This window comes from Pseudomonas sp. GW821-FHT02B10 (assembly GCF_059421865.1).
In genome coordinates this window covers 728,673-752,560 of record NZ_JBWKVU010000001.1, presented here as the reverse complement: position 1 = coordinate 752,560, position 23,888 = coordinate 728,673, and the positions used below count along the sequence as shown (strand labels likewise).

At 62.5% G+C, this 23,888-nt stretch carries 20 protein-coding genes; 6 read left to right on the top strand and 14 right to left on the bottom strand.

Translation table 11 applies throughout. The annotated features are described in order from the left end of the window. Nucleotides 1-59: 59 nt before the first annotated feature. The 5 genes from AC07VU_RS03495 to AC07VU_RS03475 form a co-directional block, all read right to left on the bottom strand. Nucleotides 60-992, bottom strand: coding sequence for a D-2-hydroxyacid dehydrogenase (locus AC07VU_RS03495; RefSeq protein ID WP_062823327.1), 933 nt, complete (start codon nt 990-992; stop codon nt 60-62). Nucleotides 993-1,119: 127 nt separating this feature from the next. Next, nucleotides 1,120-1,413 (bottom strand): YcgL domain-containing protein, encoded by a 294-nt coding sequence (locus AC07VU_RS03490; protein ID WP_007926915.1) that lies wholly within the window; start codon nt 1,411-1,413, stop codon nt 1,120-1,122. After that, nucleotides 1,410-2,543, bottom strand: a complete 1,134-nt coding sequence (gene rnd / locus AC07VU_RS03485; protein ID WP_495029523.1) for a ribonuclease D — start codon at nt 2,541-2,543, stop codon at nt 1,410-1,412. Before rnd ends, AC07VU_RS03490 begins: the two co-directional genes overlap by 4 nt. Nucleotides 2,544-2,666: 123 nt before the next feature. Then, nucleotides 2,667-3,350, bottom strand: a complete 684-nt coding sequence (locus AC07VU_RS03480; protein WP_495029522.1) for a class I SAM-dependent methyltransferase — start codon at nt 3,348-3,350, stop codon at nt 2,667-2,669. 84 nt (nt 3,351-3,434) lie between these two features. Next, nucleotides 3,435-5,084, bottom strand: coding sequence for a phosphoethanolamine transferase (locus tag AC07VU_RS03475; protein ID WP_495029521.1), 1,650 nt, complete (start codon nt 5,082-5,084; stop codon nt 3,435-3,437). A gap of 265 nt (nt 5,085-5,349) precedes the next feature. On the opposite strand from AC07VU_RS03475, the gene AC07VU_RS03470 reads away from it, so the two are divergent. Then, nucleotides 5,350-6,132: a transporter substrate-binding domain-containing protein gene (locus AC07VU_RS03470; protein WP_495029520.1), complete on the top strand. Its 783-nt coding sequence runs from the start codon at nt 5,350-5,352 to the stop codon at nt 6,130-6,132. Here AC07VU_RS03470 and cynR read toward each other — a convergent pair. Next, nucleotides 6,105-7,019, bottom strand: coding sequence for a transcriptional regulator CynR (gene cynR, locus AC07VU_RS03465; RefSeq protein WP_495029519.1), 915 nt, complete (start codon nt 7,017-7,019; stop codon nt 6,105-6,107). The two genes, AC07VU_RS03470 and cynR, sit on opposite strands and share 28 nt — an antisense overlap. Before the next feature lie 123 nt (nt 7,020-7,142). On the opposite strand from cynR, the gene AC07VU_RS03460 reads away from it, so the two are divergent. The 5 genes from AC07VU_RS03460 to AC07VU_RS03440 all read left to right on the top strand — a co-directional run bounded on the left by AC07VU_RS03460 (nt 7,143) and on the right by AC07VU_RS03440 (nt 11,843). Beyond that, nucleotides 7,143-7,802, top strand: a complete 660-nt coding sequence (locus AC07VU_RS03460; protein ID WP_007926930.1) for a carbonic anhydrase — start codon at nt 7,143-7,145, stop codon at nt 7,800-7,802. A 74-nt stretch (nt 7,803-7,876) separates the two neighbouring features. Next, the gene (gene cynS, locus AC07VU_RS03455; RefSeq protein WP_009042607.1) at nt 7,877-8,347 is read left to right on the top strand and encodes a cyanase; all 471 of its coding nucleotides are present in this window, start codon (nt 7,877-7,879) and stop codon (nt 8,345-8,347) included. Between the two features lie 260 nt (nt 8,348-8,607). Then, complete coding sequence (locus tag AC07VU_RS03450; protein ID WP_495029518.1) at nt 8,608-9,792, top strand: cyanate transporter; 1,185 nt, start codon at nt 8,608-8,610, stop codon at nt 9,790-9,792. A 16-nt stretch (nt 9,793-9,808) separates the two neighbouring features. Next, complete coding sequence (locus AC07VU_RS03445; RefSeq protein ID WP_495029517.1) at nt 9,809-10,720, top strand: DMT family transporter; 912 nt, start codon at nt 9,809-9,811, stop codon at nt 10,718-10,720. Nucleotides 10,721-10,904: 184 nt separating this feature from the next. Next, nucleotides 10,905-11,843 (top strand): LysR family transcriptional regulator, encoded by a 939-nt coding sequence (locus tag AC07VU_RS03440; protein ID WP_495029516.1) that lies wholly within the window; start codon nt 10,905-10,907, stop codon nt 11,841-11,843. 24 nt (nt 11,844-11,867) lie between these two features. Here AC07VU_RS03440 and AC07VU_RS03435 read toward each other — a convergent pair whose 3' ends face one another. The 8 genes from AC07VU_RS03435 to AC07VU_RS03400 form a co-directional block, all read right to left on the bottom strand. After that, the gene (locus AC07VU_RS03435) at nt 11,868-12,230 is read right to left on the bottom strand and encodes a 5-carboxymethyl-2-hydroxymuconate Delta-isomerase (protein WP_274305812.1); all 363 of its coding nucleotides are present in this window, start codon (nt 12,228-12,230) and stop codon (nt 11,868-11,870) included. A gap of 93 nt (nt 12,231-12,323) precedes the next feature. After that, nucleotides 12,324-13,253: a LysR substrate-binding domain-containing protein gene (locus AC07VU_RS03430; protein ID WP_007928849.1), complete on the bottom strand. Its 930-nt coding sequence runs from the start codon at nt 13,251-13,253 to the stop codon at nt 12,324-12,326. A 94-nt stretch (nt 13,254-13,347) separates the two neighbouring features. After that, nucleotides 13,348-14,520: a fimbrial protein gene (locus tag AC07VU_RS03425; protein WP_274305811.1), complete on the bottom strand. Its 1,173-nt coding sequence runs from the start codon at nt 14,518-14,520 to the stop codon at nt 13,348-13,350. 186 nt (nt 14,521-14,706) lie between these two features. After that, nucleotides 14,707-17,748: a two-partner secretion domain-containing protein gene (locus AC07VU_RS03420; protein ID WP_274305810.1), complete on the bottom strand. Its 3,042-nt coding sequence runs from the start codon at nt 17,746-17,748 to the stop codon at nt 14,707-14,709. A gap of 74 nt (nt 17,749-17,822) precedes the next feature. Further along, nucleotides 17,823-19,508: a ShlB/FhaC/HecB family hemolysin secretion/activation protein gene (locus tag AC07VU_RS03415; RefSeq protein ID WP_274305809.1), complete on the bottom strand. Its 1,686-nt coding sequence runs from the start codon at nt 19,506-19,508 to the stop codon at nt 17,823-17,825. A 79-nt stretch (nt 19,509-19,587) separates the two neighbouring features. Next, nucleotides 19,588-20,367 (bottom strand): fimbrial biogenesis chaperone, encoded by a 780-nt coding sequence (locus AC07VU_RS03410; protein WP_495029515.1) that lies wholly within the window; start codon nt 20,365-20,367, stop codon nt 19,588-19,590. Continuing rightward, on the bottom strand, nt 20,367-22,937 hold the full coding sequence (locus AC07VU_RS03405; RefSeq protein WP_274306757.1) for a fimbria/pilus outer membrane usher protein: 2,571 nt from the start codon (nt 22,935-22,937) through the stop codon (nt 20,367-20,369). Before AC07VU_RS03405 ends, AC07VU_RS03410 begins: the two co-directional genes overlap by 1 nt. 170 nt (nt 22,938-23,107) lie before the next feature. Beyond that, entirely contained in the window at nt 23,108-23,875 is a 768-nt protein-coding gene (locus AC07VU_RS03400; protein WP_495029514.1) for a fimbrial biogenesis chaperone, read from the bottom strand. Nucleotides 23,876-23,888 lie beyond the last annotated feature (13 nt).

Sequence of the window (23,888 nt, the reverse complement as noted above, 5' to 3'; positions counted from 1 at the left end):
CTGAAGTCCTTCGGACTTATCGCAGCCTTCGGCAGCGGCTACAGAGTCTGTGATTCCCCTCAATACCCGCGGGTGAAATCCACTTCCCCACGCAACGCCGTGTCGGCCTGATAGGCCCGCAGGTTGTCGATGAACAACTGCGCCATCAGGGTCGGCGAGGTCGGCGCCGAGCTGTGGCCGGTCAGCAGCAGGCCCCAGGCGGTCCAGAACGGATGGCGCTGCGGCAGCGGTTCCTGACGGCAGACGTCGATCACCGCCCCCGCCAAATGCCCTTCCTTCAAGGCTTCCACCAGATCCGCATCGACCACCGCGACCCCGCGACCGACGTTGATGAACAGGCCGGTCGGCTTGAAGCGCTTGAACAGCGCTGCGTCGTACAGGTCATGGGTGTGCGGGGTGTTGGGCAGCAGGTTGACCACATAATCCACCTCACCGACCAAACGTCCCAGCTCCGCCAAGGCCGCGACTTCGACAAACGGCGCCTGCTCCCGGGCTTCGCTGGCGATGCCGTACAGCTCGACGCCGAATGGCAGCAGGAACTGCGCCACGCTCTGGCCGATATCGCCCGCGCCGACGATCAACACCTTGCGCCCGGCCAGGCTCTGGCCCGTGCGGTTATCCCACTTGCGCTCGACCTGGCTGACCAGGCGCGCGAGGACTTCGCGCTCGTGGCCGAGCATGTAGGTGAGCACGTATTCGGCCATGACCTGGCCGAAGATCCCCACGGCGCGGGTCAGCCGGTAATGGCGTGGCAGGCCGTCGGCGAGCAGCGGCGTGATGCCGGCCCAGGTCGATTGCAGCCACTGCGGCTGGTGGCCCTGGCGCAACAGGGTGGCCAGCAGGTCCGGCTGGCCGAGCCAGACCGGGCAGTCCGCGGCCAGCTTCGACAGCTCGGCGGAATCGCCGCTGGTGAGCACTTCCAGGTCAGGTGCCAGCTGACGCAACAAACGGGCATAAATAGCGTGATCGTGTTCGGCAATCAGAACGCGCATGGTTCAAACCTTACAAAACGGTGCAGGCAGCCACCGACGGAGTATCGCTCCATCGATCGCGGCAGCCGCCAGATAGAATCAGTTCCATTTTCAACGATGCCCCGGACAGGGCCTCTACAGGTGTCCGTCAGACCGGATCATTACGGCGCAGCAGCTCTTCGGGCAAGTGCTCGATGTACTCGTCCTCGGCTGGTGGCATCTGCAGGTGGTAACCCTGCTTCTCAAGGTTTTCCAGCACCTGGTGGATGTCCTCGCGCGACAGCTTGCGCTCCGGGCTCAGCACCAGGTCGAAGGCGTGCTGCGGCTTGCCGAACGCCGCCAGCAGGTTTTCCGGCACGCGCTCCAGGGCATCGCTCTTGAGCACGTAGAGGTACATCTCGTTCTTGCGCGGGCTTTTGTAGATCGAGCAGATACGTTTCATGGCTGTTCTCCGGCGGTGGCCAGGCTGTCGAGCAGCGCCTGGCCCATCAATTCGCGGCGCCAGCCACGCAGCGAATCGGGCAATTGGTAGGGTCCGTTGGGGAAGCCGCTCTTGAGCAGGCTTTCCAGGGTTTTCTTGCGCAGCATCAGTTCCGGGGCGATGCCCAGGCGCTCGGCTTCGGCCTGGCCCACGGCGCGTAGGCGCTTGAGCAGGGCCGAGGCTTCCATCGGCAACGGCTCGGGGACGGCCGGCGGCCACTGGTCGGGGCTGACGCTGGCGGCACGCTTGATCAGGCCCAGCAGGAACTCGCCGTCCTGACGCACGGTGCGCGGGTGCATGTCTTCGATTTTCGCCAGGGCGCCGAGGTTGTCCGGCTGGCTCTTGGCCAACGGCCACAGCGAGTGCTCGCGCACGATCCGGTTGCGCGGCAGGTCCCGTGCCCGTGCCTCACGCTCGCGCCAGGCGCAGAGTTCACGCAGCACCGCCAGTTGCGCGCGGGACAGTTTCCAGGCCAGCTTGGCCTCGCGGTAGACCTCATAGGGATCGACTTCGCGGCGCAGGTTGGCCACCAGCTCGGCGCCGTCTTCCAGCACCCAGTTGTATTTGTCCTCGGACAGTTTCGGCCGCAGCCGGGTGAAGACCTCGGCCAGGTGCACGGCGTCTTCGGCTGCGTAGCTGACCTGGGTTTCCGACAGCGGGCGTTGCAGCCAGTCGGAGCGGGTCTCGCCCTTGGGCAACTCGATGCCCAGCACTTCCTGGACCAGCCGCGAGTAGCCCATGGAGAAACCCAGGTTCAGGTAGGCGGCCGCCAGTTGCGTGTCGAACAACGGTGTCGGCAGGCTGCCGGTCAGGCGCAGCAGGACCTCGAGGTCCTCGCTGCAGGCGTGCACCACCTTGACCACCGCGCTGTTCTCCAGCAAGGCCGCCAGCGGCTGCCAGTCGTCGATGGTCAAGGGGTCGATGAGGTAAGCGCGCTGGCCATCGCCGACCTGCAACAGGCCGGCGATCGGATAGAAGGTGTCGACCCGCATGAATTCGGTGTCGAGGGCGACGAATGGCAGCTTCTGCCACTCGGTGCAGAATTGACCGAGGCTATCGTTGTCGCGAATCCAGTGAATATCGATGGCCACACGGCTCTCCCTTGAAGAATGGCGCGCAGTATATATCGCCCTTGGCGATTTCTGAGCATTCACTCGACAAGAGCCTGCGCGAAATCGGCGCCCGGGCCACAAGAATAGTCCGAACGCCGTCGGCTACCCCTGTTTGCGCAGAACGTAAACCCGCCAGGCGGCACAGCCGGGAATGAAATCCTGGTGGCTGAGCACTTCGAACCCCGCGTCCTTGAACTCGGCCTCGACCCTCGCCCGGCTGACGTCCATGCGTGGAGCACGCTGCAATTGCAGGGTGTCGTAGCCCTCCAGCCGGTCGCGCATGACTTTCAAACGACTGTCGATGCGCACCGCGAGGATCACCGAGTCGCGACTGACCCGATGGAATTCGCCCAGCAACGCCAGGCGCGCCTCGCTGCTGGCGACATGGGGGAACAGTTGCAGGCAGACGATGCAGTCCACCGCGTTGGCCGACAGGCCGATGCTGAACGACGAACTCTGGAAAGTCCTGACCCGCCTGAGCAGGCTCGCCGGGTGGTGGGTCTGGGCGTGGTTGAGCATGTCCTGGGACGGGTCCGCCGCCAGGATCACCCGATTACTGTGCTCGCCCAGCACCGGCCAGAAACGCCCCGCGCCGCACGCAAGATCGAGAATCAGCCCCGGCTCGCCCGCCACCTTCAACGCGCGGCGAACCAGCCACTCGTCGCGCCACAACGACAGGCGCCGCCCTAGCCCGAGCGGGCGCTCGTCGCCACAGACGCGCGCATGCGCCTGGTCATAACGCCTGGCGAACTCGAGCTCGAGGGGGGATGGAGGGTGCGCGGACATGGATCTGCTGGCTCTTGTAAGTCTTGGATGAAAAACAGGTTACCGCCCCGATCGTGAAAAAAAGGTCGAACGCCGATCACGGCTTCATTGCCGCGCCAGCACGCCGTCGACCACGCTGCCCCGGCAGCCGGCGAACAGATCCAGGTCGGGCTGGTAGACCCGGCTGTCGACCTCCAGCAGACCGAGCATCGAGTGGAACAGGTTGTCCTGGCTCAGCGGTTTTTCCCGGCTCAGTTGCAGGCAATGGGTGTCCACCGAGAAGGCCTTCTGATAGCTGTCCGAGAACCAGGCCAGCATCGCCACGTGTTTCTGCTGCGACGGCGCGAGCATGTAGGGCGTGCCATGCAGGAACAGGTTGTATTCGCCCAGGGACTCGCCGTGATCCGACAGGTAGAGCATGGCGGTATCGACCTTGTCCTGGTTGCTGCGCAACAGGTCGATCAGGGTCGCCAGCACGTGGTCGGTGTACAGCAGCGTATTGTCGTAGCCGTTGACGATGCTCTCGCGGCTGCAATTGTTCAGGGCGTTGCTCTGGCACACCGGGGTGAAGCGCTCGTATTGCTTGGGGTAGCGCTTGAAGTATTCCGGCCCGTGGCTACCCATCTGGTGCAGGACCAGCACGGTGTCCTTGTCCAGGGTATCGATGAAATGCTGCAGGCCCTGGAGCAGGATCTCGTCGCGGCATTCGCTGTTGGCACAGAGCGCCGGGTCCTTGAGTTTGCTGACGTCATCGAGGGTCACCCGGTCGCAGGTGCCCTTGCAGCCGGACTGGTTGTCCCGCCAGATCACCTCGAGCCCGGCGCGCTTGAGCACATCCAGCAGCCCTTCCTCGTTCTTCGCCTTGCTGGCGTCGTAGTTCTTGCGCCCCATGTTGGAGAACATGCAGGGCACCGAGACCGCGGTCTCGGTGCCGCAGGACGACACATCGGTAAAGGCGATCAGGCCGTTTTCCTGGCTGAGTTTCGGCGTGGTGTCGCGCTCGTAGCCCAGCACGCCGAAGTTCTCGGCCCGGGCACTTTCGCCGACCACCAGCACCGTCAGCGACTTGCGCGCGTGGTTTTGCCAGGTCGGATTGCGCTGGGCATCTTCACCGATCTTGACGAAGGGCTGGCGCGCCGAGACCACTTGCTCACGCAGATAACCAAAGGAAGCGCCCACGTAGTTGCTCGGCACTATCATCAGGCGCAATTCATGGTGATTGCGAAACAGCGAGGCCAGCCCCTGATAGTTGGCCAGGGCGACCCCGCCAATGGCCGCCGCGCATATAACGGAAACCAGCAACTTGCTCAATAACTCGCGGTGCCAGCGACGATAATTGATCGGGGCTTTCCACAATAACCAGGAAGGCAATACACCCAGAAAAAGAATATAAACAAGCAACTTCAGGGAGAGTAAGTCACGCACTTCCGTTGCATTGGTTTCGGCGAAGTTGCGAAACATTCCGGCATCTATCAGCACTCCGTACTGGCTCATGAAATAAGCCACGCCGGCACTGACCATAAACAATAAAACCAGCACCGGCTTAAGTATCCGGCGAAACGCCAGCCAGGTCAGGATAAGGTTGAAGGCACAGAAGATCATCACCCCGAAAGCCACGCGTATGGCGATGCCGCGGGTGTCCGAGGCGGTAATGCTAAACAGGTGCTGCCAGAGCACAAAGTTGCAGCCAAGCAATAAAAAGGCGCAGGCAATCAACGTCACCCATTCGGGACGCAGGGGCTTGATGTTCAGCATGATGATCGGCGTGTTCCTTGAAAGAAGTGCGTCGTCAACATGCCCGTTATTCAATGACTGCCCACGACAGCACGAACTTTAGGTAGCCGACCATCAACGTTTCGTGAAAAAGAAGCCAACAAATAGTTGGCATGGCCCTTTGCCAAAACTTTTTCGGCGAAAACAATCCGCAGCGCCCTGGCAAGCGATGCGCCTTGCCCCGTTCGAGCCCGGCGCAAATAATGAGCCGCCCTCGGCCACTCCCTCGTCATCAAGGATCGACCGCATGAAAGCACGCCTTCTGCTCTGCTCGCTGCTGAGCCTCAGCGCCCCGGCCTTTGCCGCGCCAAGCACCTCGCACCTGGATCAGGTCATCGAACGCGGACACCTGAACGTCTGCACCACCGGCGACTACAAGCCCTACACCTACCTGCGCGCGGACGGTGCCTACGAAGGCATCGACATTTCGATGGCGCAGTCCCTGGCGCAAAGCCTGGGGGTCGAGGTGAAGTGGGTGAAGACCACCTGGAAAACCCTGATGCCGGACTTCCTGGCGAATCAGTGCGACATCGCCGTGGGCGGTATTTCCGTGTCCCTGGAGCGACAGAAGAAAGCCTTCTTCAGCGACACACTGGGCGTCGACGGGAAAATCCCCCTGGTGCGGTGCGCCGACAAGCAGCGCTACCAGACCGTCGAGCAGATCAACCAGCCTTCGGTGCGCCTGATCGAACCGCCGGGAGGCACCAATGAAGTCTTCGCCAGGGCCCACCTGCCCAAGGCCAGCCTGACCCTGTTCGCCGACAACGTGACCATTTTCGAGCAACTGCTGGAGAACAAGGCCGACGTGATGATCACCGACGCTTCCGAAGCGCGCTTCCAGCAGAAACTCAAGCCGGGGCTGTGTGCGGTGAACCCCGAGCAGTACCTGCAATACAGTGAAAAAGCCTTCCTGTTGCCACGGGACGACGTCGCCTGGAAAAGCTATGTCGACCAGTGGCTGCACCTGAGCAAGGCCACCGGTTTCTACAGCGGCGTGGTCAATCAGTGGCTGGCGGCACCCACGCCCTGAGCCGTCAGCCGCTCGCGAAAAGCTGTCGTCAGCAGCTCGCGAAAAGCCTGGCACGCGGCGCTGCGATAAGCGCCCTTGCGCCCCAGCAGCGCCACGCTGCGGGGCGCCAGGGGCGGTTGCAGGATCACCGGCCTCAGGCCCGGCTGCTCCTGGGTGATGGCCAGCGGCAGGATGGTCGCCAGTTGTCCGCGGCGAACGATTTCGACAATGGCGCCGATGGAGTTGGCTTCGATGGCGATGCGCGGCGTCATGCCCTGCTCGCGGCAATAACGGTCGATATGCTGGCGGGTGGCGAAATCGCCGCTGAGCAGCACCAGCGGCTGCCGCTCCAGCTCGGCCGCCGTCAGTTCCCGCGGTAGCTCGGGCTGCTGCTCGCGGCTGACCATCAGGCTCAGGCTCTCCTCGAACAACAGCTGGCTGTCGATATCCGGCAGGTGCTGCCCGGCAAAGGCAATGCCCAGGTCCAGGCGGTCTTCGGCCAGGGCCGCTTCCAGTCGGTCCTGGGTCATCTCTTCGAGGCTCAGGGCGATCCCCGGATACCGCTGGTTGAAACGGGTCAGCAGCGGCCCCGCCAGGTACGTGATGAACGTCGGGGTCATGCCCAGGCGCAACGAGCCGCGCCGCAGATCCTGCACGTCATGCATGGCGCGCCTGGCGGCCTCCAGATCCTGCAGGGCCAGCCGCGCATAACGCACATAGGCCTCGCCGGCGTCGGTCAGGCGCACGGTGCGCCCCGAGCGGTCGAACAGCAGCGTGCCGAGGCTGTCCTCCAGTTGCCTGATCTGTTGCGACAGCGTCGGCTGGGACACGTGCAAGGCTTCGGCGGCGCGGGTGAAGTTGCCGTGCTCGGCGACGGCCAGCAGGTAACGGATATGACGTAGCAGCATGGTGTCTCCAGGCCAGGACCGCCAACTATAGGCAGTACTTATGGCCAGCATAACAAGCCAGTCTTGGACGCTATAGCTGAAATTTCCCATCCTTGCGCCATCAGCGATGCAAGGAGAACCACCATGCGGCACATCATCGACGGCTTTCTCAAGTTCCAGCGCGAAGCCTTCCCGAAACGCAGCGAGCTGTTCAAGCAACTGGCCACCACCCAGAACCCCGGCACCCTGTTCGTCACCTGCTCCGACAGCCGGGTAGTGCCGGAACTGCTGACCCAGCAGGAGCCAGGCGATCTGTTCGTGATCCGCAACGCCGGCAATATCGTGCCCTCCTACGGGCCGGAACCGGGCGGTGTGTCGGCCACGGTGGAGTACGCGGTGGCCGTGCTCGGGGTCAGCGACATCGTGATCTGCGGGCATTCGGACTGCGGCGCCATGACCGCCATCTCCACCTGCAAATGCCTGGACCATCTGCCGGCGGTGGCCAACTGGCTGCGCCATGCCGAGTCGGCCAAGGTGGTCAATGCCGCCCGCAGCCATGCCTCGGACGAAGCACGCCTGGATGCCCTGGTGCGGGAAAACGTGATCGCCCAGTTGGCTAACCTGAAGACCCATCCCGCGGTCGCCCTGGCCCTGGAGCAGGGCCGGCTGAACCTGCATGGCTGGGTCTATGACATCGCCAGCGGCGCCATTGCCGCGCTGGATGGCCCGAGCCAGGGCTTCGTGTCCCTGGCTGAACACCCCGACGCCTGCGCCTTGGTCGGTAAACCGCGACACGCGGCTTGAACGCTCTCTTTTCAACGACCCTTTTTCAACGACTCGTTCAACAACCGTTTCACCATCCCAACGAGGAACTCGACATGCTGCAATCCCAATTCGCCCAAGCCCCACGCCTGGCCCTGGCCGACACCATCATCGACGCCAAGGCGCGCAAGAATCTGTCGTGGCAACAGCTCACCGACGGCACGGGCCTGAGCCTGGCGTTCGTCACCGCCGCCCTGCTCGGCCAGCATGCCTTGCCGGCCGCGGCCGCCGACCTGGTCTGCAGCAAGCTCGACCTGGACCAGGACGCCAGCCGCCTGCTGCAAAGCATCCCGTCGCGCGGCAGCATCCCCGGCGGCATCCCCACCGACCCGACCGTGTACCGCTTCTATGAAATGCTCCAGGTCTACGGTTCGACCCTCAAGGCGCTGGTCCACGAGCAGTTCGGCGACGGCATCATCAGCGCCATCAACTTCAAGCTCGACATCAAGAAAGTCGAAGACCCGGAGGGCGGTTCCCGCGCGGTGATCACCCTGGATGGCAAGTACCTGCCGACCAAGCCGTTCTGATCGCCCGAGGCCCGCGCACCGTCGCGGGCCTCTGTAGCCACTGCCGCAGGCTGCGATCCAGGCCGCAGGACTGGCCCGGGCAACGTGGTGCTTGCGGCAGACCGCGGGCGCAGGTTTGGGGGCTGCTTCGCAGCCCAGCGCAGCCTGCGGCAGCGGCTACAGGTGTTATTTGATTTCTAGATAGTCCTGCACACTTTCTGATTTGCTCCGGCCACGCCCCTCCCCGCCTAATCAGCGCCTGAATTGTTCAAGGTCTGGTTATGGAAAACGTTCGCGCGACAACCCGCCCCGTGTTCTGGCTGATGCTCAGCGTGACGCTGGTGGCCTTGAACCTGCGGCCGTCGATGGCCGCCGTCGGCCCCTTGCTGTCCGGGATTCGTGGCGATATCGCCCTGAGCTTCAGCGGCGCCGCGCTGCTGACCATGCTGCCAGTCATGGCCATGGGCCTGGCGATGTTCTTCGGCATGCGCATCGGCCAGCGCCTGGGCGACCACCGCAGCGTGGTGATTTCGCTGCTGGTCATTGGCCTGGCCACCCTGTCGCGGCTGTTCCTCGATTCGGCCGCCGAACTGATCCTCAGTGCCGTGCTCGCCGGCCTCGGCATCGCCCTGATCCAGTCGCTGATGCCGGCACTGATCAAGTCGCGCTTTCCCGACAATGTCTCGCTGTTCATGGGCCTGTACGTCACCTCGATCATGGGGGGCGCGGCGGTCGCGGCGTCCTTTGCCCCGCTGGTGATGAGCCGCACCGGCAGCTGGCGGCTGGGCCTGGCGATCTGGGCGGCGCTGGCGGTCCTGGCGCTGCTGTTCTGGTACGCGCAACGGGCGGCCATGCCGAAACTGCCGGGCGCCGCGACGCACCACGAATCTTTTGCCGGCAACCGTCGCGCCTGGCTGCTGGCGATCTTCTTCGGCCTGGGCACGGCGTCCTACACCTGCGTCCTGGCGTGGCTGGCCCCCTATTACGTGGAACAGGGCTGGAGCGAACAGGACGCCGGCCTGCTGCTGGGGTTTCTCACCGCCATGGAAGTGGTCTCGGGCCTGGTGACGCCGGCCATCGCCAATCGCAGCCAGGACCGTCGCCGGGTGCTGGTGGCCTTGCTGGTGCTGATCATCGCCGGCTTCTGCGGGCTGATCCTCAGCCCCCGGCACCTGAGCCTGCTCTGGCCGTGCCTGCTCGGCCTGGGTATCGGCGGGTTGTTTCCCATGAGCCTGATCGTGTCCCTCGACCATCTGGACAATCCGCGGCGTGCCGGTGGCCTGACGGCCTTCGTGCAAGGCATCGGCTACCTGATCGCCGGCCTGTCGCCGCTGCTCGCCGGGATCATCCGCGACCGCCTGGGCAGTTTCGAGTGGGCCTGGTGGTCGCTGACCGCGGTCATGGCGCTGATGATCCTGATGGTCCTGCGCTTCGATCCGCGGCATTACCACCGCCACTTCCAATGACCCGGGGAACGCGCTCATGAAACCCGTCAGCTTGCTCAACGCCCATCTCGGCATGCTGCTGTGGGCGGTGCTGATCGCCGCCTCGTTTTTTGCCGCGGCCCAGGTCAGCCAGGCCGTCGACCCGCTGTTGCTGACGGGCCTGCGCCTGCTGCTGTCGGCCTTGATGTTCGTGCCGGCGCTGTGGCTCAACGGCGCGTTCCGGATCAACCGCGCCGGGCTGCGGGCGCATGCCATGCTTGGGTTGCTGCTGGCGATCTATTTCGCTTCGCTGTTCGAGGCGCTGCGGCATACCTCGGCGGTCAATACCGGCATCCTGTTCGCCCTGGTACCGCTGCTGACCCTGCTGTTCGAGAGTGTCCTGCTGCGCGGCGACCCAGCAAAAAACCGCCTGTTGTCGATGCTGCTGGCGGCCGCCGGGGCCATGCTGCTGACCTTCAGGGGCTCGGGCCCCGAGGGCATGCCGTCGCTCTACGCGGTCGGCGTGTATGGGGTCGGTTGCCTGGCCATGGCCGGTTATTCGCCGCTGAGCCAACGGCTCAAAGCCACCAGCCTGAAAGATCGCAGCCCGGCCGCCATGACCTTCTGGAACATGCTGTTCGGCGCGCTGTTCCTGTTCGCCTTCTGCCTGCCGGGCGGTGGTTGGCGCAGCGCCATGCTGTTGACCCTCGACGACGGCCTGTGGCTGCTGTACCTGGCCTTGTTCGCCACCCTGGCGACTTTTTGGCTGCTGCACCGGGCCATCGGGGTGATCGCACCGGCCACGGTCATTTCCTACATCTACCTGAGCACCCTGTTCATCACCCTCTTCCACTGGTTCGGGCTGGGCCGGCATCCCTTGCCGAGCGAGCTGCTCGGCGCGCTGCTGGTGGGCCTGGGCATGCTCGCCCTGATCCTCGGCAGCCGCCGGCCAGTCCCGGTGCCCGGTTGAAGACGCAACACCAAGGGACAAGCCGCTACGCGCCGCGCCATACTGCACAGGTCGTGTTCTCGGAATTAATTGTCCCTTCGCTATCCGTGAAACCCCGGGGCAAGGATTCAATTAGGACGATCGTTCCGTTAGCATCAGGCAGGTTTGCGCACGACCGCGCGAGGTGCTCAACGAGACGGAACTGATGCTGAACAGTAACTTGCTTAGAAAGCTCGATATGCAGGACCTGATGGTGTTCGTCGCCGTGTACGAGCAAAGCAGCGTGACCGGGGTCTCGGAAACCCTGTGCGTGAGTCAGTCGACCGTCAGCTACTGCCTGAAAAAACTGCGCACCGGCTTCGAGGACGAGCTGTTCATCAATACCCGCACCGGCATGCGTCCGACCTACAAAGCCAGCACCATGTACAGCCATGTGCTGAAGATTCTCGAGAGCATCAACCTGTGCCATTCCGGGGTCCAGGCTTTCGACCCGACCCGCCAGGCCGTCACCTTCAACATCTGCGCGCCGGAATACTTCGAACTGCTGATCCTGCCCCGCCTGCTCAAGGGCTTCGACTTCGCCGACCTGCCGGTGTCGGTCAATGTGCACAAGCTGGAAACCGATATCCCCGCCGAGGAACTGCGCGACGGCAGCCTGGACCTGGTGATCTGCTTCGGTCCGAACTTTCACCACAACCACCCCGACCTCAAGTCGCAGGTGCTGCTCGAGGATGACCTGGTGTGTGTCTTCGACAAGCGCGCGACGCCGCCGCTGGAGCCGCGTTTCAGCCTGCAGTCGTTCGTCGAGCGGCGGCACGTCTACCCCACGCCCTGGACCTCGACCACCAATATGGTCGATGGCTGGCTGGCCCGCCAGGCCCACCGGCGGCAGATCGTCGCGCGCTCCAACAGCTACAGCGCGGCGCTGAAAATGATCACCGGCACCGACTTCATCCTGACCCTGCCGCGGCGCATCCAGGCGCTGCTGACCAACGACGCGGTGTTCAGCCATTGCGAAGCGCCCAACGGCCTGCCGGGCTTTACCCTGGACATGCAATGGAGCGCCCACACCGACCAGGACAGCGCCAACACCTGGTTCCGCGAGCAGGTGGTCAAGGTCTGCGCGCAGCAGGGCCTATTGTAGATCCAGGCCCTGCCGCATTCCGGCTCAGTGGCCGATGCTGAGCTTGCCGTAGGACTCGCGGTCGATATCCAGGATCTCCACCGCCAATTGCAACTCGACGCCAGCCGGCCATTCACAGAGTTCCTGCAGCACCGCCAGCAGGCTTTGCGAAAGCTGCCTCTTGATCTCTGGCGAACGCCCGCTGAGCAACGACAGCTTCACATGCACGAACGCCCGCTCGCCGAGGCCGGTGCCGACGCGAAACGTCTCGACCTTGCGCGCGCGGCTCTTGATGTCGTATTCAGCGAACTGCCCGGACGCCACCAACGCGTTGTTGAACCGCAGCAAGGCCTTGTCGGCATCCAGTTGCGGCAGGTTGGCGGTGTATTCCATATGCAGATGAGGCATGGCGGATCTCCCTGAAAGGTGGGGGTGAAAAGGCGCTCCATACTACACGCCCCGCGACCGCCTGCCTGAGTCCTCTACCAAGGGATAAGAGATTCAACGCGCCTTGAGCGGCGCCAGGTCGCGGTCGCTCATGAACGCCTCCAGCCGCGAACGCAGCCAGCGTTCGGCCGGGTCGGTGTCGACATGGCTGAGCCAGACCATGGACAGGTCCAGGGTCGGGGTCTTGAACGGAAACGGCTCCTGGAACAACTGCCCCGACGCCGCCATGGCCGCCGCCGTGTAGTCCGGCAGGCTGGCGATCATGTCGGTCCCCGCCAGCAAGGCCGGCAGCGAACTGTACTGCGGCACCGACAACACCACATGGCGCTGTCGACCGATCTCGGCCAGCCATTCATCGGCAAAGCCGCTGACATTGGCCGTGTGCGACACCAGCACATGCGGACGGGAACAGTATTCGTCGAGGGTCAGTGGCGTGTCGCTGGCATCGGCGCGCAGCACGCTGGGCTGGATATGCCGCAGCAGCTTGCGCTTGGCATTGGCCGGCAGCCCGCGGGTCTGGCTGATGCCCACGGTGATGTCGCCGGCGGCCAGCAAGTCCGGGATCCGCCAGTAGTCCGCGTGCTGCACCACGAACACCACCTTCGGCGCTTCCTGGCGCAAGGTTCGCAGCAGCGGCGGCAACAGGCCGAACTCGACGTCGTCGGACAGGCCGATGCGAAAGGTCATGGTGCTGCTGGCGGGATCGAAATCGTGGGTCAGGCTCAGGGCCGAGGACAAGGCATCCAGCGCTGGCGACAGGTGCTGGATCAACTCCTCGGCGCGGGCGGTTGGCTCCATCCTGTGGCCCACGCGAATGAACAGCGGATCGTTGAAGATCGCGCGCAAGCGATTGAGCGCCGAGCTGATGGTCGGCTGGCCGAGAAACAGTTTCTCCGCCGCCCGGGTCACATTGCGCTCGAGCATCAGGGTTTCGAACACCACCATCAGGTTGATATCGGCCTTGCGCAGTTCGTTGCGATTCATCCGTGTGCTCCATCCCCAGGTCGGAGCCCAGTGTAGAAAGGCCCCGCAATGGCGTCCATCGTCATCGAAGGGCCTTCATTCAAGCCTGAATGACTCAAGGGAAGGTAAAGGTGAACTCCGCCGCGCCATCGGCATCGCCGACCTTGACTTCGGCATCGCTGCCGGTGCGGATGTAGCCGGCCCGCAGCGGGATGATCGCTCTGTCGACCACCCGTTGCATGTCGTAGAGGGTGCCGTCGTACTTGATCCGCTGCTGGTTCAGGTCGTTGATCATGATGATGCCGAAGCCCTTGGCGCTGTTGGGCGAAGCCGTCAGGTTGAGCACCGACGGGTCGGTATGGCCGGGCACTTTGTCGGTGAAGGCGATCTGCGGCCTGGCATTCAAGGCGCACTGGCTCAGCTCGATGCGAAACGGCACCGGCGACGAGGTGGAACCCACCTTGGGAAAATCGGCCAGGGAGAAACGCCCGAGCTTCACCGGGATAGTCCTGTACGACTCCACCACGCATTTGTTGGGAATGGAGGGCCCGGGCCCGCCCCCCATATTGATGATGGCGGGGCCCATCAACGAGTAGGGTTTGCGGCAGATGCCGATGGGCATGTTATCGCTCGGGATGGTGACCTCCCCTCCCAGGCTGGCCACGCCCTTGAGCAGGTCGACGGCATACAGCATCAGCCCCGAGCTGCCGGCGACACGGTCGATCACCAGCTCGCCGCTGGGCAACTGGCTGGGTGGCACCGTGAGGATCAGCGATTGCAGATAGTTGGTCACCATCAGCGAGCGCTGGTTCTGGCCTGCGCTGGGGTCAAACAGAACCAGGTTCTTTTCCAGCGCAATGGGTTTGGGAGTCTGGATGATATTCCTGAGGACGCCGTCCGAGGAGTTCACCGCGATCTTGAAACCGATGCCATCGATGTTGGTTGGCGCGATAGCATCGGGCAATGGCGTGCCCGCAGTCCAATACCCGGCAGAGACCAGCTCATGGGCCTTGTTACCCGTAACCCCGCCATATCGGTAGTTGGTGATCAGGGCCACCGGTCGTTGCCACAGAACGGAGCCTACCGGCGTGGTGCTGGTCAATGGTGTCACTTCCACCCAGGGCCGGCCGGTGCCATTACTGAACGAGCAGTCGATCGCCTGGCTTTCCACCAAGGCGGCCTGGGCCGTCGCGCCGATCAAGCCCGGGAGCAGACAAGTCAGTACCTGGGCACTGCGGTAGAACCGACGTACGTGGCCGGCGGGCCTCAACGCCAATAGGTGGGTCATGGGGCCATTCTCCATGCTCTGCTTAAGCCCGGCCGCGTTGGCCGGCCGGGTTTCGTTGCTCATGGATGACCAGCATCGCGGGTCATCCTGAAAGAGGTGATGAATCCTGAAAAACCGATACACCATGCCGCAGCATGGCGTATCGGGAACCCGCGATACCTGGATATCAGCGGATGGTGCCGAAGATTACTGGATGATTCCCAGGTTCATGCCGAAAAGCGGTACCTGTGCTGCCTCGCCCAATGCCGAGTTGTACTTCATCTCGCCATAATTGACGCCGACCAGGCCGCCGTAAGTCTGGTAGCTTGGGTAATTGCCGTTGCCATTGATCTTGCCGCTGGCCACCGATTGACGAACGTTGCCCATGTTCAATCCCACCAGACCGCCCAGACTCGTGTAATAACTGCCACTTACCGAGCCCAGGGCCAGGGAGTTGAGGATCTGGCCATGGTTCTGCCCCACCAACCCACCAATCATGCTGCGCTGGTCGCCATAGACTGCCCCCTTGGCCGTAGCGGTTTCGATAGTCGAGCCCAGGGTGCGGCCATTGGTGCCCACCAGTCCGCCGACGAAGCTGTTGGACCCGCCCCGGACTTCACCACTGGCTTCGACCGAACTCAGGTCACCGTCGTTGTTGCCGATCAACCCGCCGACATGGCTGTTGCTGCCTGCCACGACCTTGCCACGGGCCACGACATGGCTGACGATACCGCCATAGTTGCTGCCGATCAGTCCGCCGGTATTGCTGCTGGCGCCCGCGGTGACAGTGGCCAGTGCCTCGGCGGTGTCTATTTTGCCGTAGAAGTTCTGGCCAACCAGCCCCCCCACATTGGCGCCCGAGGTGTCGTAGACCGTACCGCTGGTCTTGACGTCGTTCAGCGTGCTGTTCTGGTTGTAACCGATCAGCCCGCCTGCCGAGGCGCTGCCGTAACCGTTGACCGTACCGCTGAAGCTGGACTCCCTGACCGCACTGTTGGTGTTGAACCCGATCAGGCCACCAATATTGCTGGCGCTGTTACCCCGTACCGTTGCCGAGGAGCTGGACCGCTCGACCGTGCCCGCCTGGTTGTAACCGATCAGCCCACCCATATTCGTGCCCACATAACTGCACGAGTAGTTACCGACTGAACCGCTGCTGGAAGAGTCGGCGATATAACCGCCCCTGTTGCTACCGACCAGACCGCCCGCACCACCTGCGAAGTTGCGCGCCAGGTACCCGCCGATGGCGACATTCGCCAAACTGTTGGTAATGCTCGCGGAGCCCGCACCACCTGAAACGTTTTCACCGACCAGCCCCCCCACCGACGTGGTATAGCCGTTGCCATTCACGTAGGAGTTGACCGCCACCGATGCGCGGTCGATCGCACCGCCTGCATTGAGCCCGACCAGACCACCCACGACGTTGGTATTCGAGGCGTTGGCGTTGACGCGCAGGCCAGTGGCGCTGACGTTGGTCAGAGTGCCGGTGTTCAACCCCACCAGGCCGCCGATATAGCTGAAGCCCGCTCCCGAGGTAGTGCCATTCACCGTCATGTTGGCCAGTTTCAGGTTACTGATACTGCCCGAGTTGCCGGCGAACAGACCAACCATAGGCCCGGTATTGGTCACCGTGAAACCGCTGACGGTATTGCCCAGGCCATCGAAGACACCAGAGAACGCGATATTGCCGCCGATGGACTTGAAGGCGCCGGAACCCTTGATATCGGTCCCCAGGACATACAGGCCATTGAGGTTGTTATTGACCGCCTGCAGCTGGGCGGTGTTTTGAATGACATCGTAGAGCGCACCGTTCGAATCGAACGAGGTACCGGTACCGGACAGAGTGACCTTCGTGTTCTGACCCAAGGCATAGCCGCTGCCATGGTTCATCCCGAGGCTGGCATTGGCACCACTGAGGGTCACGTTGCCGTTGAGCCGGATGGCTTTATCGGCATTCATCTCGACCCGAGCCTTGATACCGGTGCTGGCCAGTCCGCCATTGACCTCGATGTTGTGCTTGGAAGACAGCTTCAGTTGATTGCCGCTGTTCCAGGTAACCGGACCGCCCACCACCACATCGCCGACACTGCTGGCCAGCTCGATGTTGGTGGTCGCCAGGTTGTTCGACAAGGTATCGGCGTAGGCGGTGTCGCTGCCCGATGCCGCTGTCGGATTGACCTTGACCTCACGCGAGGTGATCTTCCAGTTGCCGGTCTGGCCGTTGCTGGCCAGGGTATTGACCCGGGTCGCCAGCTGCACCTCAGTATTCGCGCCTTTGACCTCGATCACACCGCCGTTACCCACGGTGCCGATGGCGCTGGCGGCCATCGCTCCGCCCACCAGTACCTTGCCCATGTCGCCGCCATCGAGGGTGATCTTGCCGGCCGTGCCACGCAGGGTATTAGCCTCGATGGTGCCCTGGTTGTTGACCACGGTCTGCAACATGGTGCCCGCGCTCTTGGCGGTCATCAGCACTTGGCCACCGTCGGCCTTGAGCAGACCGCCGTTTTTCACCAGGGCATCCACTGCGGCACCATCGACTTGCAGGTTGAGCAGGTTGTTGCCGTCGAAGTTCACGGTGAACTTGTCCCCCGCGCCCAGCGCCACACGGCCCATTTGCGCCTGGATCACCCCATCGTTGCGCACATTGGTGCCCAGCAGCGCCACGTTGCCGCCCTGGGCGGCAATGATCTCGCCGTTGTTGATGATCTCCGCCGGCGAGTTGCCCGAGAACGTGTAGTTACCGGCCTCGAAGTCTTTATTGGCAATGTCCCGGGTCGAAGCCACCAGCCCCCCTACGTTGACCTGGGCGCCCTGGCCGAACACTACGCCGTTGGGGTTGACCAGGAACACCTGGCCGTTGGCGTTGATCTGGCCCTGGATATCACTGGCATTGGTTCCGACCACACGGTTCAGTGCAACCGAGCTTTTAGTGGGCTGGTGGAAGGAGACCTTCTCACCCTTTTTGACGCTGAAGTCGTTCCAGTTGGTGATCAGCTTGTCACTTTTCTGGTTGATCGACATTTCCTTGCCATCGTTGAAGGTCAGGATATTGGCGTCCCCGGACACATGGGTATTTCCCGTTGGCAGGGCGAATGCCGAGGACATGGCGCCCGCTCCCAGCAGGCTGACAGCCGCCACGACCATCCCCTTGCGCGCACCCGACTTGCGCCGGCGACGTGCCCCTTCATGAGCCACACTCCAGCATGCCAGGGCCTGGTTCCAAACCAGTGCATACATTTTGTTCACGGTAACGCCCTCTTCACTAAAGAACGTTCTGCAAACCATTTGCAGAACGACACCACTCCTGCTACGAGCAGGTACTAGAAATATTGCGTCGCGTTCATCCAGACCTGGGGGCGGCGCTCCGGCTTGTCCCGGGTCTTGCCGTTGTCATGCAGCGGCCAGGCGAGCGTCAGGTTGACTTGCTGCGAAGGCCCCATCCAGCTGGTGCCGATGCCGGTCGACGTGATCCGGCGGGTATTGTTTTCGGAGGTCCAGGGTTGGCGATCGACCTTGACCGTGCCGTTGTCGGCGAAGGCGCTGAGCTGCCAGCGCGGGGCCAGGGCGTAGCGCAGCTCGGCACTGGCCTGCCAGCCCTGGTCGCCGCTGCCGGCGCCCAATGAATAGCCACGCACACCGTAGGGACCGCCAAGGCCGAGTTTTTCCGAGTTGTCCAGGTTGCTGTTGGCCCATTGCGCACTCAGCCGGGTATAGAGCTGGAAACGGTCGCTCAGGCGCTGCAGGCGCGCGGCGTTGAGATTGAGCTTGGCGAACCCGCCCGAGCTGCCCGCGGTACGACCATCGCGAACCTCTTCCTCGCGGTCGCCAAAACGCAACCGGCCGCTGCCGTAGGACAGATCGAAGAAGTTCTGGCCTCCCCGGAAAAAACGGTCCTGGCTGTTGCCGCTGAGGCTCAGCGTCCACAGGCCGATCCGCTTGCGGTTACTCAATTCGAACAGGTCGATATCGTCGCGTAGCCGTTTGTCTTCGTATTGCAGTTGCGCAGTGAGGTCGAAGGTGCGACTGCGCACCAGCGGCTGGGCGACGAAAAAACTGCGGAAGCTGGCGGTACCGTGGTAGTCGAGGACCTCGAAGTCCCTGTACAGGCGGTAGCTCATTTCCGAGTACGCACCGCCGATGCGGGTCGACCAGGGCCCGACCGGTAACTGGTAGGCCGCACGGTAATAGCGCTGCGATTCGTCGCTGCGCATCGCCCGCAGGCTGAGCTGGTCGCCGAGGCGCAAGGGGTTGTTGAGGTTGAGGCTGCCGCCCAGGCGGTATTCACCGGTGTAGTAACCACCGAAGTTGTCCGCCTCCAGGGTACCGTTCAGCAGCGGCCCGGGCTCGGTATCGATCACCAGGTCGGTGGTCCCGTACTCCTGGCCAGGACGCAAGGTGCCGCGAGCCTGGACCCCGGGCAGGTCGCTCAACAGCAAGAGGCTACGCTCCAGGTCCGCGTCGTATACCGCCTCGCCGCTGTTCAGCGACGACAGCGGCGCACGCACCACCTGATCCAGGGCGCGCGAACGGTTCTGCACTTCGATGTGCCCGTAACGCCCCTCCACCACAGCGATCCGCACCAGGCCGTTTTCAATATCCTGGGGCGGCAGGAAAGCGCGGGCCAGTACATAACCCTGCTTCTGGTAGTAGTCGGTAATACGCTGCGCGGCTGCGCGCAAACCGTTCAGGTCCAGCTCCTGGCCCTGCAGGTCGGCCAGCAGCGGTTGCAGGCGCTCGGTGGCGAGAACCTGATTGCCCTCGATGGCAAACGCCTGGACCTGTACCCGGATCCCGGAGGTGTCCGGGGCTGCGGGCGCGGCGGGTGTCTCGGCCTTGGGCAGATCCAGTTCCAGCTCCGAAGGGACTGGCTGGACCGGCTGGACCGACTCGATGTCACGCATCGCCTGACCGGCGCTAGGCACCTGCAAGGCCAGGGCGATATTGGGCACCGCCAATGGCAGCAGCGCTGCCAGCACGAAACACGACCCACGCCGACCCAGACTCATGCCCACCGGTCGCGCGCCCTCAGGCGCTCGACCGCAACCGCATGACGATGCACTCGTCGCGAATCTGTCCGTCGCAAAACTACTGTTGTAACCGCGCACTTCCACTCAGCGTCTCCCCGCTGTCTATCGCCACCTGGTAACGAACGACCGTCGCATTGGCGACGGCTGCCTTTTTTGTTGCGGGCAAGGCGATACGTGTCGTGCCGAAAGGCTCGAGCGTGATCCCCTGCCAACTGATCGATTGAGCCCCGCTGCCCAGTTCCAACTGCGGGATGGACACGTAGTAAGGCGCCCGACTGGTGGCCAGCAGCGCCATCTGCCCGTCCGCTCCGGGGACCTTGTCGAGGCTCCAGACCACTTGCCCGATTGCTTCGTCCGCCTTACCGGCAAGGCCCGAAGGGCGGTACAGCAGCTTCATGCGCATGCGATAGGCCAGGCGCAGCACATTGCTGTCGCTGGTCGTCACCGGTGGCACTTCGAGGAAGTTGATCCAGAACACCGACTCGCGATCGCCGGGCAAGGGTTCGCCGGTGTAACGCACCACCAGAGCGCTGCGCTGTTGCGGGTCCAGCCGTGAAATAGGCGGCGACAGTACGAACGGCACTGTCAGACGGCTCGGGTCGGTGCGTGTATCTCCCCGGTCCAGCCAGGCTTGCAGGAGGATGGGCGCATCGCCGGTGTTGCCGACCCTGACTGTCAACGCCGGGGTATTGGCCGGGTAAATGAAGCGCGTACCGGTAATGGCCAGCGCCGCCTGGGCGTCGGCGCAAAGCGACATCAGCAACCAGGCAGCCATCAGGCTCCCACAGATCCACCGAGCCATGGCCGAGGGGCAGAACAAGCTGCCTGCCTGTTGCATCAGCCGTTCCTCGCCTGAGCCGGAGCCCCAGCAGTGTCGGGAGGTAGCGGTCGGCATGGCAGGTCGAACACCTCATAGCCCTTCGTCTCAGCCGCCTTGGCAGACGCTACATCGCGTTTGGGCAAGCGGTAGTCGATCAGGCATTGCTGCCCAGGCTGGTCACCCCATTCGACGCGGATCGAGCCCTGGTCCTTTTCACTGCGCAGCACCAGGCGGCTGCCCTGACCGACCGCGCCCATTTCCACCCCGCTCTCGGCGTCGGTGGCGATCGCGGCAAACGGCAGGAGCGCACCATTGGGTTGCAGGCTGTTGATCAGGAAAGCGCGCGCCTTGCGGGTCGGGTACGACAGCATCACCACGGCCCCCGCCACCGGTGCGGTGTTGCGCGAACTCACCTGCAGCTCGACGTCGTCGGGCATGCCCTTCGGGTCGATATCCACGGTGTTGAGCTGGAAAGGCGTCAGGCTGGGCACTACCGCGTAACCGCTGCCATTCACCCGCGCACCGCTGTAGCCGACCCCAGCGCCCTTGGCATGAGGCGCGTAGACCAGGCCGCTGGTCTCGCTCAGGGTCTGGGCAAACGTCAGGCCGCCGGGGTGCAGGATCATGCCGCCGGACGCGCCGATGGAGCCCTGGCGGTAATCGCTGCCCTGGGAAAAACTGGAACTTAAGGCCACCTGGGGCAAGGAATAATTGAGACTACCGTTGTGGCTGGTTTCCCGTTGCTTGTCATCACGGGAAACGGACACGGCATAGGATGCTTTGCCCGCTTCGTCCACTGTCCCGGAAACGCCGCTGGTCAGATGAGTTCCCGTGCTCTGGTCGTGACTGACGAAGTTATTGAGCACCGTTGCGCCCCGGGTCTCACGGCCCAGCGGGATCGTAAGGGTCAAACTCAAGGTCGTATTGCTACTGACTGCCCGACGCCCTGAATACCGGTTCTGTCCCAGCGTGCGCTGTACGGCGAAGGAATAGCTATTGCCCCGCCACTGATTGCTGTAACCCGTGGAAAAGCTCAGGGCCTTGCCTTGTCTGTTCCAGTAATTGAGCGCCGAACCACTGGCGTAGAAATTCCCGCCAGTGGCCCTCAACTGCTGACTGATATTCACATCCAGCCGGTCACGCATTCGGGAGAAGGCTTCCACCCGTTCACCGCTCTCGACGAAGTCCTGCAACGCGACCGCGTCATGCAGTCCCAAATAACCACGGGTCGAGTAGCGATAAGCCAGTAACGAGAAGTTGGTACCGCTATTGGGCAGGTTCTTGCTATAGGACAGACGCAGGCTCGTCCCCTTCAGACGGCCCCTTCTGGGCACGTTGGTTTTGGCCTGGGTCACATCGAAAGCAAAGCCCCCCACATCGGTATTGAGCGCGCTCCCCATCAGTACCGACATATAACTGCCCGTGACAGCACTGCCGATGTATCCGGTAATGTCGTTATCCAGACCGTGCTGGGCTGTCCCTTGCAGCACATACTGGTTACTGCCACGCAGCCCAGGATCGATGATCTGGCCGGCGGTGAAGCCATACCGGGAGTTTCCAGGGCGCAGTAACTGAACAGTCGTGGCGAAGGGCACGGTGAAGCTGCTGCTCTTCCCGTTAGCCTCGGTCACGGTGACGCTCAGGTCGCCACCGAAGCTGGCGGCCTGCAGATCGCTGATCTCGAACGGTCCAGGCGCCACCGAGGTTTCGGAGATCAGATAACCGCGCTGATAAACCGACACCTTGGCGTTCGAGCTGGCCGTACCGCGCACCACCGGCGCGTAAAAGCGTTCGGTATCGGGCAGCATCCGGTCGTCGCTGGACAGCTGTACCCCGCGGAACGACACCGAGTCGAACAGATCGGCATCGGTGGCGCTCTCCCCCACCAGCAGTTGCGAGCGCCAGGCCGGCAGCTCGGTCTGGGCATAAACTTGCCCGCGCTGATAATGGCCGCCCGATTGCGGCGACCAGGTCAGGGTGCCGTTATGCCGCAAGCGCACCGAACCGGCATTGAGCCCCATGTTCAGCCCGGCATAACCATTGGTCATGGTGCGGCCGCTGTTTTGCACGCTGAACAGGTTAGTGTTGTAGTTGAGTAGCCCCGCGGAAACGCCATGATCCCAGTTGGCCGGGTCGACGTAGGTTTTCGACAGGTTCTTCTGCAGGAAATATTGCGGGACCGAAAGATCGATCGTCAGCTCCTTGAGATCGATCTTCGTGGTGAGACCAGGAATGTAGCGAGCCAGGTCGGCGCAATAGGTGCCCTCCGGCATACTTTCTGCGGAAGGTTGCGCCGAAGCCGCCTTGTCCAGATCAATACCGGCGCGAACCAGTAATGAACGCTCATAACAAGGCTGGCCGCCTTGCGGCCCATGCGTGTCGCGAAACTCGATGTTCTGCGTGGCACGCCACTGACCGTTTACCAACAGGTCGATGCGGTAATTGCCCGGAATGAGAAAGCCCTGGCGCTCAAAGCGGCTGGTATCGATGGGGGCACCTTCGGTCTGAAACAACATCTGCGAATCGAATACCACGCCCTGCCCCGCAGACTCGGCAGTGGAAGTTCCAGCCCATGTCTCAGTCGCCATGACAATAGCCGCCGTAGAAACAAGACATAGAAAAAAACGGCCTGGGCTCAAACCATACGAAACTAACGCACAAGCAAAAACAACCAGACAACTACGCTGGACGTTCAACATATTCGATACCGGCATGCAGCCAGGTCATAGAGATGACAAAAACTGCAGGGTGATAAAAGTTACAGAGGCAACGGTTTTTCAAGTACGCGCCGCCCACCGAAGTCATTAATGACCTCGTAATGAACAGAGGCTTTGCGATAGGTCTGAGGAGCCTGTTCGGGCAATGGGAAAAAACTGCTGCTGAAAGGCGCAATCATTTCGTCTTTAACTGCAACCCGTCGCCCATCCAGAGCAACCTCGATCTTGCCGAAAGAAACGTAATACGCCGTCGGGTTGCTTACCTGAATCCCCAGGCGATGCCCGACCTTACCTTTTTCATCCGGATGACTGGCTTGCTTGAATTGCCAATCGAGCTTGTTTGCCACCTGGTCCACATCCGACTTCAAGTTCTTGGGTCGAAAGAACACTTTGATTCGAGTTCTGAACGTAAACTGCAAGACATTTTCATCGACTTCCTTGCGCGGAGGCGTTTCCAACACATTGAGCCAGAACAAGGACTCCCGGTCTTCCGCAAGTTTTTCACCCGTATAGGAAACACGCAGTGAAGCTGAACTATCCGGATCCAGACGAATTACTGCGGGGGACAGCAAAAATGGAACCTTTATCTCCTCAGGGCCTTTAGTTGAATCTCCATCATCAATCCAACTTTGGGCCAATGAAGCAGAGGAACCGGTATTGTTCATTTTTATAGTAACCTCACGAGCATCCGACGGATAAACCAGCCGAGTGCCCTGGATAACTACCGACGCCTGCACGATTCCAGAACATACGCCCAAGAACATGACGCCAAGAACGAAAGAAGAAAAAATACGCGCTTTCGGCGTCATGAATCACTCCTCG